The following is a 14,901-nucleotide window of genomic DNA, read 5'->3' on the forward strand; positions in this document are numbered from 1 at the left end:
CATGGATACGCGATCGTTGTAGGAGCGGGCTTGCCCGCGAATGGGCCGCAAAGCGGCCCCAGGGTCTCAGTTACTGCGCAATAGTCTTGACAGAAATCCCACGCTCTACCGGCGTGGAAGTCCGCCCATAAACATCCTCGAAGCGCTCGATATCATCCTCGCCCAGATAGCTGCCAGACTGCACCTCGATGATCTCCAGCGGGATCTTGCCCGGGTTGCGCAGGCGGTGCACCGAGGCAATCGGGATGTAGGTCGACTGGTTCTCGGTCAGCAGGAACACGTTCTCGTCACAGGTCACCTCGGCGGTGCCGGACACCACGATCCAGTGCTCGGCGCGGTGGTGGTGCATCTGCAGCGACAGACTGGCGCCGGGCTTGACGGTAATGTGCTTGACCTGGAAACGCCCGCCCATGTCCACCGAGTCGTACGAGCCCCACGGGCGATACACTTCCAGGTGGTTCTGGGTCTCCGTGCGGCCTTGCTCGTCGAGGGTCTTGACCATCTGCTTGACGCCCTGGACCTTGTCCTTGTGGGCAATCATCATGGCGTCCTTGGTCTCGACCACCACGATGTTCTCCAGGCCGATCACCGACACCAGCTTGCCGTTGCCGTGGATCATGCAGTTGTGGCTGTCCTGCACCACTACGTCGCCCTTGGTTACGTTGCCGTTGTCGTCCTTCTCGTGCACTTCCCAAAGCGACGACCAGCAGCCCACGTCGCTCCAGCCGGCCGACATCGGCACCACGCAGGCGCGCTGGGTCTTCTCCATCACCGCGTAGTCGATGGAATTGTCCGGGCAGCAGGCGAAGGTGGCTTCGTCGATGCTCAGCACATCGCCGTCTTCCTGGCTGCGCTCCAGGGCCAGCACGCAGGTGTCGTAGATGTCGCCGTCGTGCTTTTTCAGCTCTTCGAGGAAGCGGCTGGCGCGGAACAGGAACATGCCGCTGTTCCAGAAGTAGCCACCCGCCTGGACGAACTCGGCGGCGCGTTTTTCGTCGGGCTTTTCGACAAACTGCGCGACCCGCGCCACGCCTTCGGGCAGCAGTGCGTCCTGGCTGGAGCGGATGTAGCCGTAGCCGGTTTCCGGCTTGGTCGCCGGCACGCCGAACAGCACCATCTCGCCACGCTCGGCGGCCACGGTGGCCAGGGCCAGGGCGCGTTGCAGCGCCTTCTGGTCATCGATCACGTGGTCGGCGGGCAGCACCAGCATCAGCTCGTCGCGGCCTTCATTGACCAGCTTCATCGCGGCCATGGCCACGGCCGGCGCGGTGTTGCGGCCGAACGGTTCCATCAGGATGCCCTGGGTTTCCAGCTTCAGTGCAGCCAGCTGCTCCTGGACGATGAACTTGTGGTCCTTGTTGCAGACCACCAGCGGGGTGTCCATGCCTTCGAACACCAGGCGCTCGATGGTTTGCTGGAACAGGGTGTGTTCACCGGTCAGGGCCAGGAACTGCTTGGGGAACTGCTTGCGCGACAGAGGCCACAGACGCGAACCGCTACCACCAGAAAGAATTACCGGGATCATCATGTTTCTCCAATAGTCGTTTAGAGGCAGGGGAATCAGTTGCTAGCCACGGGGCGAGTTACCCACACCGGCGACAAGGCGTTGCCGGAACCCGTTACGTACAGCACTGCGGCTTCGCCGCGCTCCAGGGTGACGGGTTTCACGTCACCCACTTTCTTGTCTCCTTGGTACAGCGCCAGGTTGACCTTCACCGGGTTGATCTCGCGCTCGCCACGGCCGTTGGCAGCCACCGGCTTGACCACTTCGGTCTTGCCGTCGGCGGTTTTCAGGGTCAGCTGCTGATCGCTCAGGTTCTGCACGCGCACCAGGGCTTTCTGCTTGTTCTTGAACGGCGGTTCTTCGATCAGCTGCGGGTTGCCGCTGCTGCTGTTGACCAGGGTGTAGTACTTGTCCGAGGCCAGCTTGACCGGCACGCTCTTGCCGCCGACCTGGGCGGTGTAGTCGCCGCCTGGCAGGAAGCTGAAGTCGCTGCTGGCCTGGGCGCCAACCTGCTTGATCTGGGTGTTGCCGACCGACGCGGCAGCCGGTGCGCTGGCGGCGTTGTACAGCCGCACGAAGGTCGAGCCTTTCGGCGCGCTGGGGCCATACAGCGCGGCGTCGGCGCCGGCGAAGGCCTGCATGGAGGCAAGGGAAAGGCCGGCCGCGAGGGTGAGGGCTTTGGCAATGGAAGTCTTGGTAGTCATGTGCATTTCCTCTCTTTCAATCAGTGGGCTGTCCGGATGGACGACAAGGCCAGGTTTTCTTCGGATTTACGGGCGTTCTTCAGCTGCGCGATCCACTGCGGGTCGAAGCTGCTGAGGTCGTTTTTCATTGGCAGATAACGTTCAGGGAATTCCCACACCACCACTTGTGGCGCGGCATTTTCAAAGGCATCGCTTTGCAGGTATTTGAGCATTGGCAGCAGCGGGCCGTGGCCGTCTTCGGCGTAGTTGGCGACGTCGCTATGCAGCGCTTGCTGCAGCGCGCCGAGGAAGTTCCAGTGCGGGTTGGCGCTGTAGCTGGTGCCCACCAGGGCGACCGGGATCTGGGTGTCGGCGAACAGGGCGTCGTCGCTTGCGCCTTCGCTTTCGGCCGGCCGGGTTGTACGTTGCTGCAGGTTGTCCGGGCTCGGCAGCAGGTTGCTGAACAGCGGGTCCAGGGGCAGGAAGTTGGTCAGGTCGCCCTTGTACGGGGCGGTGCTGCCGGCTTCGGTGATGAAGGTCTGCGGGTCGCCATTGAGCAGGCTCTGGCGGCTGACGGCTTCGGCCAGTGCCTGCGCCGCCACTTCGGCGCCCATCGGCGTCCAGTGCGTGTCGGTACGCAGGAACACCTGGCCGCGGGCCTTGGCCTGCTCCAGCGGTGCCATCAGGTCGGGGGCGAACACGTTGGCCTGGCGCACCTGGGCATGAAACTGGTTGAACAGGTCGTCATGCAGGCTGGCAGGCTGTTCCTTGCCGACGTACTCGGCATACACCCGTGCCTTGGCCGGCACGATTGCCAGCACCAGCTGGCTGCCGTGCTGCTGCAGGGCGTCTCGCACGCCGCGGATCAGCGCCAGGTTTTCCTGCATCAGCTGCTCGGCATCGGCAGTGGGCTTGAACTCTTCGTCGCTGAACAACCACTGGTCGCGGCCCAGTACCACGCCTGGGCGGCCTTCGTTGAACAGCTTGAAGTCCATCGCCGCCCACAGGTTGGTGCCCAGGCGCTTGATCGGGAACTCGGCGTCGTAGTGGGTTTCGGCGGCCTTGGCCAGCTTGCCGTTGAGCAGGGTCATCTGCTCGGTGCGCTGGAAGCTTTGCAGGCCACCGGTGGACCAGGCGCCCATGCCCACCAGCAGGCCGAGGAACGACAGCGAATAGGTAATGCGTAATGTCCGGGTCATGTCATCAACCTCAGAACTGGAAGTAGAGGAACGGCGAGTAGCTCTGCGCCGAAAGCTTGAGGATCGAGGCCACGAACAGCAGCAGCACCAGGGCGCGGGTCATGACCCGGGTCCAGTCCAGGCCGATCGAGCCGTCGTTGTTGATTTGCACCGGGGTAGCCTTGGGCTGCGGCTTGGCATTGCGGTAGAAATCGCGCAGGCCAAAGAACGCCAGGGTGAGGTAGGCGACCACCAGGGTGGCCACTTGCAGGCCGGTGAGCTGGGCGCGGTTGAGTTCCGACAGCTGCCAGTCACCGAAGCTGAACATGGCGCCATACATGCGGACGGCGACGTGCAGGTTCTCGGCGCGGAAGATCACCCAGCCGACCACCACCAGCAGGAAGGTGAAGGCCCACTTCACCGGGTTGAAGCGCTGCGGGTTGGTGTCGATGCCCAGTGCACGCTCGATGGCCAGCCACATGCCGTGCCAGGCGCCCCAGATGATGTAGGTGAAGTTGGCGCCGTGCCACAGGCCGCCCAGCAGCATGGTCAGGAACAGGTTGCGGTAGGTGTTGAAGGTGCCTTTGCGGTTACCGCCCAGGGTGATGTACAGGTAGTCGCGCAGCCAGGTCGACAGGCTGATGTGCCAGCGCCGCCAGAACTCGGTGATCGACTGGCTGATGTACGGCTGCTTGAAGTTCTCCATGAAGCGGAAGCCCATCATCAGCCCCAGGCCGATGGCCATGTCGCTGTAGCCGCTGAAGTCGAAGTACAGCTGCGCGGTGTAGGCCAGGGCGCCGAGCCAGGCATCCCCGGTGGTCGGGTTCTGCAGGGCGAAGCAGTGGTCGGCCACTACCGCCAGGGTGTCGGCAATGAACACTTTCTTGATGAAGCCCTGCATGAAGCGGGTGCAGCCTTCGGAGAACTTGTCCAGGGTGTGGGTGCGGTTGTTGAACTGGTCGACCAGGTCCTTGAAGCGCAGCACCGGGCCGGCGATCAGGTGCGGGAAGATCGCCACGAACGCCGCGAAGTCGATCAGGTTGCGGGTGGCCGGGGTGTCGCCGCGGTACACGTCGATGATGTAGCTGATCGACTCGAAGATGTAGAACGAGATACCGATCGGCAGCAGCACGTGGGTGAGGATGAACGGTTCCAGGCCGAACGAGCTGATGATCGCGTTGAGGCTGTCGACGCCGAAGTTGGCGTACTTGAAGTAGCCGAGGATCGCCAGGTCGACACCCACGCCAAGCAGCAGCCAGCGCTGCGCCGGCTTGGTGCGCACGCCGGCGGCACCGACTTTCAGGCCGATCCAGTAGTTCCACAGGGTGACCCCGGCGAACAGGGCCAGGAAGTCCACCCGCCACCAGGCATAGAAGATGTAGCTGGCAATGAGCAGCAGCAGGTTGCGATAACGTTGCCCGCTCAAGTAGTACAGGCCGAGGAATATCGGCAAGAACAGGAACAGGAACACGTTGGACGAGAAGACCATCCCGGTTCTCCTTTTTGTTCACAGCATCCAGGGCAAAGCGCCCCCCAAACCCCCCACACAAATGTGGCGGGCTACCTAGATCCCTTGTAGGAGCGGGTTTACCCGCGAAGAGGCCGGCACAGGCACCGCGCATGGCAGGTCTGGCCCTTTCGCGGGTGAACCCGCTCCTACAAGGGTTTTGTGTTACTTCTTGCTCCCTGCACTCGGGTCATAGACCCGGGTCAGGTCGCCGCCCAGCCGGAAGCTGTTGAACGGCTGCATGCCACGCTTGCGTTGCAGGGTGTCTCCATTGCACGCGTACAGGCTGCAGTACGGCTCCATCCAGGCGTACTTGCTGTCGATCTTCAGGTCTTTCATGTCCTGCTTGTCGCCATTGCGGGCCTTGAACGCGCTGGGGTCCTTCGACCCGCTGAGCACCCGTTGCGCCAGGCGCTGCAGGGCATTGTTGTTCTCGCCGCGCACATCCACGCCATTGACCTGGGCAAAGCTGGCGATCATCGCCAGCGGCGGCAGGGCGTAGTTGTGGTAGGCCAGGGCGCGCTGCTTGCGCTTGAGTTCGTTGGGCAGGAAGCCCTGGGCGTCGACCTGGTTGGCACCCACCCGGTATTCCTTCACAGCCCAGTCGAACAGGTCGCGGCGGTCGGTGGCCACGGCACTGGCCATTACCGCCCAGGCCGCCCAGTAGCTGTGGTTGTTGACCTTCTCCAGCGGCAGGTCGCTCCAGTCGCGCACGGTCTGTTCGGCGAGGCGGGCGAACCATTTTTCGATCAGCTCGGCCTCGGCCTGGTGCGCGGCCAGCGGCTGCGAGTTGGAGAACTTCAGGCGCAGCCACGAACCGCTCATGCTGCCCAGCGCCCATTTGCGCATCGACTTGCCGGTGTGGTTGTAGTCGGTGGACAGCAGCGCATCGGCGCGCGCCCAGGTGCCCAGCCAGGCCAGGGTGCAATCGAGCTGTGCCGGGCGGCCGTCACGCATGTACTGGCCGATCATCTTGCTCACGCCTTTCTCAAGGGTGGTGATGTCTTCGGTCGACTTGCGGAAGGCCTTCTCCGAGGCGACGTTGAGCGTCGCCCGCGCCTTGTCCGAGCCTTCGTACTTGCTGCGGAACTGCAGGGCGCCGGTGTACGGCTTGGGCGCCGCTTCGCAACGGAAATTGCCATCGCCGGTCCTGAGTTTCTCGATGCCCTCGTAATACCCCTGCGGTGGCACCAGCGCAGCCTGCGCCGTGCCGCCACACAGGGCCAGGGCAAGCAGGGCAGGGCTGAAGATTTGCTTGAATGCAGTCATGGTCGCCTCACTGGCCGGCCTGCGCGGTTTGCGCGGGCACGGCGAAGTTGTTGCGTTTGCAGAGCTTGGCTTCGACTTGCTGGGTGCCTTGTTCCGGGCCCTGGATTTCAAAGGCCAGCAGGCTCTGGCTGGCCCAGTCTTCGTCTTCGCGCATCTGGAAGACAAAGCGCCCGTCGGTGTCGGAGGTTTCCGGCTTTTCCAGCTTGATGTCCTCGTGGCGGCCGTTGAGGTACCACAGGGTGGCCTGCAACACCTTCACCGACGGGTCTGCGAACTTGACGTCCATCTGCAGGTTGCGGTTGATCAGGTCCTTGATCACGCCGCCCTTGCCGTTGACCATCAGCTCGTTCTTGCCGGGCTTGAGCGTGGTGCTGGCGCTCATCAGGGCCGGGCGGTCGTCGCAGCCGTCGTCGAGCAGGCCAAGGATTTGCCGCCAGATGGTTTCCTGGTCCAGGCGGTACAGCGGGGAGAATTCCCAGACGAGGATCTTCGGCGGGTGCTTCTGGAATTCCTCGCTGCCCAGGTACTGGATCATCGAACCTTCCAGGCCACCGCCAGGGAAGGCGACGTTGAGCACGTCGGCGCCGATGTATTGTTCGAGGAAACCGCTGAAGTTGTAGTTCTTGCCGCTGTGGCTGGTGCCGACCAGGGTGATCTGCGCGTTGCCGCTGTCACCGAACAGGTCGTCGCCGCCGCCGGTCGAGCCTTTCGGCTCGGTGGCGAACTGGTCCATGTACTGCACCGCGTAGCTGGTGCCGCACAGCTGGCCGGCAACGTTGTGCAGGGTGCCGGTCTTGCCCATGCGCCCGGACTTTTTCGTTTCAAATTCCTTGCGCGGGATGCCTTCGAAGGCCGGCATCTTGTGCACGGTGTCGGCCACGATTTTCGCCGCGCGCTCGGCGCCGTAAGGCGTCCAGTGCTGGTCGCCGCGGAAGTAGAAGTCCTTGCCCTGGTCGGCGGCGGCCAGTTGCTCGTTGGTCAGCGGCGACAGGTCGGGCACGTTGTAGCCCATGCTGGCGAAGCGCTTGAGCATGGCCTGGTAGTTGCCCAGGGCCTTCTGGTAGTCGAAGGCGGCTTTTTCTTCGGGCTTGAGCATGTTGCGGTTCACCAGGCCACGGGTCGGCTGGTACACCACCACCAGTTCCACGCCGCGTTTCTTGAACGCGTCGTGCACTTGCTGCAGGCGTTTGTAGCCGGCCGGGGTGGTGTTGAATTCGGTGCGCAGGTCTTCGCGGGTACGGAACAGCCAGTCGCCCTGGGCCTGCACCAGCGTGGTGAAGTTCTGCTGGTAGCGGGTGGTGTAGCGGCTGGCGTCATGCGCCTCCGGGCACAGCTGGCAGCAAGGCTCGGCGCTGAAGGTCGGGGCCTTGACGTCTTCGGCGCGCACGCCCTGGCTGATCGCCAGGAGGGCAGCGGACAGGCCCAGCAGTTTCATCAGGTGTGGAGTCATGGTCTGGGCTTCCTTAATCGATCATTTCGGTCTGGCGTTCGACCGGGTCGATCAGCACAGCCTTCTGCTGGCGGACCAGCAGGTCGAGGATTTCGTCCTGGCGTTCGCCGAGGATGCCGTTAAGGCTGATACCGTTGGCCTTGCGCGGGGCGAGCATGGAAACCTTGTACAGCTCGACCGACAGCGGCGAGTCGATCGACAGCGGGCCAGAGCCGTTGGCTGCCAGTTCGCCACCGACCAGGATCAGCGACACCTTGGTGTCGAACGGGTCGAGGGCGATGTCGCGGTCAGTGTCGGACAGGTCCTTGATGTGGCCGTACACGCCGACCAGGCCGTTGGCCATGGCAACGTTCTCGTACAGGCGAATGTTCACGCTGTTACGCACGCGGATGCCATGGCGGCGGTTGTTGATCAGCTTGTTGCCCCACAGCAGGTTGTCGCCGCTTTCGTACAAGGTGATGCCGTCGGTGTGGTTGCGGTAGATCTCGTTGTAGGCCACCAGGTTGTTGACGCTGTTACGGTCGATCACCACGCCCGAGAGCTTGTTGTCGAAGCTCTTGTTGTTGATGATCCAGCTGTCGTTGACCTCACGCGAAACGATGATGCCGTGCTTCTTCTTGGTGCCGTACACCGTGTTGCCGGCAATGATCAGCCGGTGCGAGCGGTCGTGCGGGTCGATGCCGTAGACGATGTTGTCGCGGTAGGTGCTGTCCTTGACCACGAAGTCCTGGGTTTCGTAGCAGTAGAAGCCGTACCACATGTCGCTGAACTCAGAGCCAATGATCCAGCCGGTAGGCTCAGGGCGGCCCATGCGCTTGGCCATGTTCGGCGTGTACTGCGAGATGCTCACGCCATACGACTTGGACTTGGCGTAGCCGAAGCTGGCCATTTTGGTATTGACGATGTAGGTCTCGGTGCCGCCCCACGACAACAGGAACGGGCGGAACTCCTTGGGCGAGCGGAAGGTTGCCGGGCCGTTGTCCTTTTCGCGCCAGCCGGTCACCTGGGTGTCAGTGACGAACAGCTTGCCGTCGTTGACCAGGAACGAACCGCCTTCCTGGGACAGGCGCAGTTGCTTGACCTTGCCGTCGATCTCGAGGATGCCCTTCTGCCCGACCACGATCGGCAGGCGCGCCAGGTACACGCCTGGCTCCACTTCGCTGAGGTACTGCTTGGGTACCTTCTTGCTCAGCTCGACCAGGTCGACATGGCCGTCATCGACAAAGATCGCCTGTGGAATGCCGTGCTGGCGCTGCACCCACTCGGCCGCCTTGTTGTCGCCGCCGACGAACTCCTTGAGGGTGTCCTCCTGGAACATCCGGCGCAGGCTGACCTTGCCCTTGTGGCGGCGGTCGATTTTCTTCTGCACTGCCTCGGCCGTGAAGCCGGTCAGGTCGGGCAGCTTTGGCGGGTCCATTTGCAGCGGCTCGATCGGTGCGCTGGCCACCGTGTAGGTCTTGGCCTGCTGCAGTTCCTTGGCGATTACCTTGGGCTCTGCGGCGACGGCCAGGCCCGAGGCCAGCAGCAGGGCGCTGGCCAGGAGGCTGTGACGTAAGTGCGGGTGAAGGTTCATCAGGTTTCTCCCGGCCTCAGAAACGCCAGATCACGTCGACGAAGGCGCGGTGCATGTACGAGTCCGCTTCCTTGCCGTAGGCGTCGCCCGGCTTGAACACACCGGCACGCAGGCGCACCAGGGCCGAAGGTTCGTCGATGGCCTGGCTCATCGAAGCCGGCAGCAGGCCTTGCTTGAAGTACTTGGTCACGACCACATCCATTTCCTGGCCGAGGTCTTTTTCGCCATCGACCAGCGGGCGGTTCACGCCGTCGTCGTTGACCGTGGCGTTGATGCCGCTGGAGCCGATGTTCTGGTTGCCGTCGACACGCCAGAACTTGTGGTAGATCAGGCTGGCGTCGTAGTCGTCGCGCAGCTGCCAGGAAGCGAACAGGGTGGCCGCCTGCAGGTTGCCCAGCTCGCCACGGAAGGCCTCGCCGAAGCGGTGCACGCGCGAGCGGGTGCCGGTGAAGTTGGAGCGGTTGCTCTCAAGGCCGGTCTGCTCGTAGTTGCTCGAACCGTCGTCGCCACCGCCGCCGCTGCCACGGGCGTAGGCCGCACCGACCTGCCACTGTGGGTCCAGGCGCAGTCGGATACCGAGGTCGGTGGCCCAGGCGTTGACGTCGCCGCTCTGCTTGCCCGTCGCAACCTGGTCGTCGCCAACGGCCTGGCTGCTGAGGGTATCGCGGTTACCGGTCAACCAGGTCAGGCTGCTCCAGTAGTTGATGGTGTGATCGTTGCGCCAGTTGTAGGCGTCGCTGTTGGCCTCAAGGCCCAGCCAGGTGAGGTCGCCGGTGCGGGTCTTGTCCAGCGCGTCGACGGTTTCGCCGGGGCTCTTCAGGCTGCCGCCGTCATGCGTGTGGTGGGCGCGCACGCCCACCCAGTGGCCAGGGGTCCACTGCGTGGCGACGTTGCCATAGATGTGCGTGCGGTCCTTGTCTTGCGGGGCCAGCTCGGTGAGGTCGGTGCGGTATTCGCTGAAGCGCTGGGCCACGCCCAGGTCGGCCTTGAGCAGGGTGGTGTCGAAGGTCCAGTTCAGCGCTTCGATGTTGGTGTCGCGCCACATGCCATCATCGCTGCGCAGGCGCTGGCGGCCGAGGCGCAGTTGCTCGCCGGGGTAGGCGGTAAGGCCGCTGTAGCCGACCCAGAACTCGCGCATGGCCAGGTAGCTCTTGTCGGGCTTGCGGCTGTCATCACCGCTATCGGTAGTGGTGCCGTCGTCGTTCTGGCGCAGGGTATCGGTTTCGATGGTGTCGGTGGCGGTGACCGCCTGGCCCATGGCATAGGCGCTCCAGTTGCCACGCTCGCCGTACACCCATGGGCGCAGGTCCAGGCCCAGGCCGTTGACGTCGCCGCCAGGGCGGGTGCCAAGGTCACGGTCGTCTTCCGACTGGCCGGTGATTTTCACGTCCAGGCCAAAGTTTTTTTCTGCGGTCATTTCCGCCAGGGTCGGGCAGGACCACAGCAGGGCGAAGCTCAGGCCGATGCCAGCTTTCACGAAGGGATTGAGCGTCATAGCGAGTCCTCACCGTCTACTTCTTTTTCGTCGTCTTGCAGGGCTTCGATGGCCAGGGTGCTGTTGGCGCCCTGGCTGATGCTGCCGCGTGCCTGCTTTTCCTGCGCCAGCAGTTGCTGGGCCTGGCTGCGCTGGTCCGGGGTCAGTTGCTGGTCGAGTTGCTGCAGCATTTCTGTCGATTGCGGCGTCGGGTTGGCTTGCGACAGCTGGGCGAATACCCAGGCATTGCCCGGTTGCGGGCGAATGCCATGGCCTTCGCTGAACAGCTGGGCCAGCGCGTAGTCGGCGCTGTTTTGCCCGCCACGGGCGGCGGCCAGCAGGTGGTCGACGGCCTTCTGTGGCTCGACGTTGCCCAGGTAGCCACGGCGGTACAGCTGGCCCAGGTAGTAATGGGCGCTGATTTCGCCGGCGTCGGCGGCGGCTTGCAGGTGTTGCTCTGCTTTCGCCGCATCCGCAGGCAGGGTCTTGCCTTCGTAGTACAGGCGGCCCAGCAGCAGTTCGGCGCGTGGCTGTTCGGCTTCGCGGCCTTTGTCGATATAGGCCAGCAACTGGTCGGTGTCGCCCAGTTCGGGGAAGTCGTACAGCAGTTGCGCCAGGCTGACCCAGGACGCCGGGTTGGCAGGGGCCACCTGCTCAAGCAGGTCCTTGGCGGTTTTCTCGTCGGTCTGGCCGAGGCTGCGGTCGGCCAGTACCCGGGCAACGCTGTCGATCCGGGTGGCTGGCACCGCGCCACGGGCGTAGGCAGCTTTCAGCTGGCCGAGCAGGGCGGCCTGCTGGTCGGCCTGGCCGCGCTTCTGGTACACGGTGGCCAGTTCGACATAGCAGATGTCGGTGGTATTCAGGGCGGCCTTGCAGATCTTCTCCACCTCGCCCAGGTGCTGGTCGTAGGTGCCCTGGGTGCGGTACAGCAGTATCTGGGCCAGGCCGGCTTCCGGGCTGCCGGCGGCGCGCCACTGGTCGATCTGCTGTTGCGCGTTGACCTTGGGGAAGCTCTGCGGGTAGCTGAGGTAGAGCATCGCCAGCGGGATCAGGGTGTTGCTTTCGCCCTGTTTGGCCGCTTGCTTGAGCAGGGTTTCGGCCTCTTCACGTTCGGCCTGGGTGCTGTCGGGCTTGGCCACCAGCAGGCGGCCGAGACGCGCCTGGGCACGTGGCGAAGTGGCGGCTGCGGCGCGGTAGGTGGCCTCGGCTTCCTTGATTTGCGAGGGGTCGCGGGTAGCCACCTTGATGTCGGCCAGGCCCACTTGCGCTTCGCTGTAGCCCAGGTCGGCCAGGGCCTTGTAGTTGCGCTCGGCCAGTGCCGTGTCACCGCGCTTCATGGCTTCGTTGGCCAGTCGCTGGTCGGGCAGGCCGGCACAGCCGGCCAGGGCGATGGCCATGGCCAGGCCACACAAACCAAGGTTCACGCGGCTCCTGTAGGAGCGGGCTTGTCGGGGCGCCGAACCGCCGCGATGCGATAGCACAGCTGGCGACGTTGCCCCTGCTGGCCTCTTCGCGGGTGAACCCGCTCCTACACGGGATGTGTTGGTATCAGAGATCATCGTCCGATCCTCTTACAGGCCACGGGCCACGGCTTTGTCGATCAGCCAGTTCAGCGACGGGCCGCGGTCGCTGTTGACCGACGCCGGGCGGCCGGCCAGTTCTGCAGGCAGGCCGTCGTCAGGCTTGATCTGCACGCGGATATCAGAGGCGAGGTTTTCACTGTCCAGGCTGGCGCTGCTGACGATCTGGCCGGTGCGCACGTCGTCTTCGCCGGCTACCTGGAAGTTGACCCGGGTACCTGGCTTGACCTCGTCGAACTGGCGGTAGCTGAAGCGCGCCTCGACCATCGGGTTGGTGGTGCGCGGGATCAGCTGGAAGATCGGCTGGCCCTTGGCGGCGTACTGGCCGTCGTCCACCAGCTGGCGGGCGACCACGCAATCGCAGGGGCTGGTAAGGGTGCCGGACAGCTGCTTGCCGAACAGCTCCTCGATCTTTGCCGGCTCCAGCTGCGCGTCGTCCAGGTTGCCCTTGAGCATGTCCAGCATGCTGGTGGTGAAGCTGGCCAGTGGCGCGCCCTTGGCGATCTGCCCGCCGCTTTCCACCAGGCTGTTCACGGTGCCGTCGCGCGGCATGGTGACGTGGGTGGTGGGCACTGCAACCACACCGGCTTCGGCATGGCTGACGAAGTACATGCCGTACAGCGACTTTGCGACGAAGCCGAAAGCGGCCACGCCGACCACGAACACGCCGAGGGTGACGGTGACGGCCTTGAGGCGGCCAAAGGCGCTCAGGCCGGCACCGCCGTCCTTCTGCTTGCGCGCCTTGGTGAAGTTGTCGCGCTGCAAGGTGCTGAGCACGTCGCCGATGCTGATCAGCTCACCGGACAGGTGGCTGGTAATGATGTGGCGCAGCGTGGCGATGTCGCGTGGTTCGAGGTTCTGGAACTGCGCACCGGTACGGCCGCTGCTGGGGTTGTAGGAGCGCACCTGGAACTCGATGTCGATCGACAGGCCGAGGTTGTCGACCACGAACTGCAGGCGCCCACGCAGCACATCACCCACCGACAGCTGTTGCTTGGTGTGGAAGCTCAGGCCACCGGCGGAAAGGTCGTCGACCTTCACTTCGTGGGTTTGGCGCTGGGCGTCCAGGAACCGCAGCTTGGCGGGAATGCGCACCCGAGCGTGTTGGCGCTGGGCTTCGGACTCATGCACGACATTGACGTTCACGGCGGTATTCATGGTGGTTTGTTCCTGTTAGATCCGATCCGGTTTGGGCTCACACGACCATGAACAGCACAGCAACGAAAATGCTGGCAGCCGAGAAGGTCATGGTCCGCGAGGACCAGGTGTTGAACCATTGTTGAAAGCTGGCGAGGTCACGCTTGAGGGCAGTGGGCTGACGCGTCCACGACTGTTTGTCGAGGCGGAAGAACACGTAGATCTTCATCAACGCGCCGATGATCTGGTTGTAATAGAGAATCAGCGGGTAGGCCGGGCCGACGTTGTGGCCGGAGCACAGCAGCATGATGGTGAGGATCAGGCGGGTGATGCCGATCCACAGCAGGTACACCAGCAGGAAGGCCAGGCCGAACTTCAGGCTGGCGATCACCGCCACGGTCAGGCCCAACAGGCTGGTCCACATCGACACGCGCTGGTCGAACAGCACGATGCTGGTGAACAGCCCAAGGCGGCGCATGCCAAGCCCGAGGGCACGGGAGTTCTGCCGCAGGTTGTTGCCGTACCAGCGGTACATCAGCTTGCGGCTGGCCTTGAGGAAGCTTTTCTCCGGCGGGTGCTCGACCGTGTTGATGGCGGCGTCTGGCACGTAGAAGGTGTCGTAGCCCAGGCGCATCAGGCTGAACCAGCTGGACTTGTCGTCACCGGTCAGGAACTTGAAGCGGCCCAGGCGCCAGTGCATCAGCGAGTCGCTTTCGACGTCGGCGATGAACTCGGGGTTGGTCACCACGCTGGCGCGGAACATCGACATGCGCCCGGTCATGGTCAGCACGCGCTTGGACAGGGCCATCGAGCACATGTTGATGTGGCGCTGGGCGAAGCGCAGCTTGTGCCACTCGCTCATGATGTAGCCGCCACGCACTTCGCAGAACTCGTTGGTGGTCAGGCCGCCGACGTTGGGGAACAGCTTGAACCACGGCACGGTCTTGCGCACCACGCCATCGGCCAACACGGTGTCACCGTCGATCACCGCCACCACGGCGTTGTCGTCTGGCAGCATGCGCGAGATGGCACGGAAGCCATAGGCCAGGCCGTCACGCTTGCCGGTACCGGCAATGCGCACGATGTCCAGCTTCACATGGGCCGGTGGGTTGTACTTGGCCCACAGGCTCTTCACCAGCAGTTCATCGGACATTTCCACCAGCGAGCAGACCACGGTGGTGGGGAAGCCGCAGTTGATTGCCTCGCGGATCACCGAGCTGTACACCTGGGCGGTGGTCAGCGCTTCGATACGGAAACTGGTGACCATCAGGTACACATGCGACGGGTCGGCGGCACTGCCCATTTTCTGCACCTTGCGGCGCAGGTATGGGTACACGCCGTAAAGGAAGATCATGCCGCGAATGAAATGGGTGGCGCCCATGGAATAGCGCCAGATGCCGACTGCGCCGACCAGGAAGATGAAGTGCTTCGACTGCGAGTCGAAGATATCGGCTGGCAGGGCCAGGGCGATCAGCATGAGCAGGCTCATGTAGAGCAGCCACCCGGCGCACTGCAACAGCACGGTCTGGAGCCTTTGCATGTTCAG

The 14,901-nt window shown here is 63.8% G+C and carries 11 protein-coding genes; all 11 read right to left on the reverse strand.

The window, feature by feature from the left end; translation table 11 throughout:
- Positions 1 to 70: 70 nt before the first annotated feature.
- A complete protein-coding gene (locus tag ACIP1G_RS09070) occupies positions 71 to 1,525 on the reverse strand; it encodes a mannose-1-phosphate guanylyltransferase/mannose-6-phosphate isomerase (RefSeq protein ID WP_400735957.1) in 1,455 nt (484 codons plus the stop codon).
- Positions 1,526 to 1,560: 35 nt separating this feature from the next.
- Positions 1,561 to 2,208, reverse strand: coding sequence for an alginate O-acetyltransferase AlgF (locus tag ACIP1G_RS09075; RefSeq protein ID WP_400735636.1), 648 nt, complete (start codon positions 2,206 to 2,208; stop codon positions 1,561 to 1,563).
- 20 nt (positions 2,209 to 2,228) lie between these two features.
- A complete protein-coding gene (locus ACIP1G_RS09080; RefSeq protein ID WP_400735638.1) occupies positions 2,229 to 3,386 on the reverse strand; it encodes an alginate O-acetyltransferase in 1,158 nt (385 codons plus the stop codon).
- Between the two features lie 10 nt (positions 3,387 to 3,396).
- Positions 3,397 to 4,854 (reverse strand): MBOAT family O-acyltransferase, encoded by a 1,458-nt coding sequence (locus ACIP1G_RS09085; RefSeq protein ID WP_400735640.1) that lies wholly within the window; start codon positions 4,852 to 4,854, stop codon positions 3,397 to 3,399.
- Between the two features lie 183 nt (positions 4,855 to 5,037).
- Entirely contained in the window at positions 5,038 to 6,141 is a 1,104-nt protein-coding gene (locus tag ACIP1G_RS09090) for a mannuronate-specific alginate lyase (protein ID WP_400735643.1), read from the reverse strand.
- A gap of 7 nt (positions 6,142 to 6,148) precedes the next feature.
- On the reverse strand, positions 6,149 to 7,591 hold the full coding sequence (locus ACIP1G_RS09095; RefSeq protein ID WP_400735646.1) for an alginate O-acetyltransferase: 1,443 nt from the start codon (positions 7,589 to 7,591) through the stop codon (positions 6,149 to 6,151).
- Positions 7,592 to 7,604: 13 nt separating this feature from the next.
- Positions 7,605 to 9,164, reverse strand: a complete 1,560-nt coding sequence (algG, locus tag ACIP1G_RS09100; protein ID WP_400735649.1) for a mannuronan 5-epimerase AlgG — start codon at positions 9,162 to 9,164, stop codon at positions 7,605 to 7,607.
- Between the two features lie 16 nt (positions 9,165 to 9,180).
- The gene (locus ACIP1G_RS09105) at positions 9,181 to 10,659 is read right to left on the reverse strand and encodes an alginate export family protein (protein ID WP_400735651.1); all 1,479 of its coding nucleotides are present in this window, start codon (positions 10,657 to 10,659) and stop codon (positions 9,181 to 9,183) included.
- Positions 10,656 to 12,062: an alginate biosynthesis TPR repeat lipoprotein AlgK gene (algK, locus tag ACIP1G_RS09110; RefSeq protein ID WP_400735654.1), complete on the reverse strand. Its 1,407-nt coding sequence runs from the start codon at positions 12,060 to 12,062 to the stop codon at positions 10,656 to 10,658. Before algK ends, ACIP1G_RS09105 begins: the two co-directional genes overlap by 4 nt.
- 147 nt (positions 12,063 to 12,209) lie before the next feature.
- On the reverse strand, positions 12,210 to 13,376 hold the full coding sequence (locus ACIP1G_RS09115; RefSeq protein ID WP_400735657.1) for a PilZ domain-containing protein: 1,167 nt from the start codon (positions 13,374 to 13,376) through the stop codon (positions 12,210 to 12,212).
- Between the two features lie 37 nt (positions 13,377 to 13,413).
- Complete coding sequence (gene alg8 / locus ACIP1G_RS09120) at positions 13,414 to 14,895, reverse strand: mannuronan synthase (protein ID WP_400735660.1); 1,482 nt, start codon at positions 14,893 to 14,895, stop codon at positions 13,414 to 13,416.
- Positions 14,896 to 14,901 lie beyond the last annotated feature (6 nt).

Source organism: Pseudomonas sp. NPDC089392, from assembly GCF_044749595.1.
GTDB lineage: Bacteria > Pseudomonadota > Gammaproteobacteria > Pseudomonadales > Pseudomonadaceae > Aquipseudomonas.

Coding starts and splice junctions, on each gene's coding strand:
- ACIP1G_RS09070 (WP_400735957.1), bottom strand. CDS start 1,525: ATGATCCCGGTAATTCTTTCTGGTGGTAGCGGTTCGCGTCTGTGGCCT.
- ACIP1G_RS09075 (WP_400735636.1), bottom strand. CDS start 2,208: ATGACTACCAAGACTTCCATTGCCAAAGCCCTCACCCTCGCGGCCGGC.
- ACIP1G_RS09080 (WP_400735638.1), bottom strand. CDS start 3,386: ATGACCCGGACATTACGCATTACCTATTCGCTGTCGTTCCTCGGCCTG.
- ACIP1G_RS09085 (WP_400735640.1), bottom strand. CDS start 4,854: ATGGTCTTCTCGTCCAACGTGTTCCTGTTCCTGTTCTTGCCGATATTC.
- ACIP1G_RS09090 (WP_400735643.1), bottom strand. CDS start 6,141: ATGACTGCATTCAAGCAAATCTTCAGCCCTGCCCTGCTTGCCCTGGCC.
- ACIP1G_RS09095 (WP_400735646.1), bottom strand. CDS start 7,591: ATGACTCCACACCTGATGAAACTGCTGGGCCTGTCCGCTGCCCTCCTG.
- algG (WP_400735649.1), bottom strand. CDS start 9,164: ATGAACCTTCACCCGCACTTACGTCACAGCCTCCTGGCCAGCGCCCTG.
- ACIP1G_RS09105 (WP_400735651.1), bottom strand. CDS start 10,659: ATGACGCTCAATCCCTTCGTGAAAGCTGGCATCGGCCTGAGCTTCGCC.
- ACIP1G_RS09115 (WP_400735657.1), bottom strand. CDS start 13,376: ATGAATACCGCCGTGAACGTCAATGTCGTGCATGAGTCCGAAGCCCAG.
- alg8 (WP_400735660.1), bottom strand. CDS start 14,895: ATGCAAAGGCTCCAGACCGTGCTGTTGCAGTGCGCCGGGTGGCTGCTC.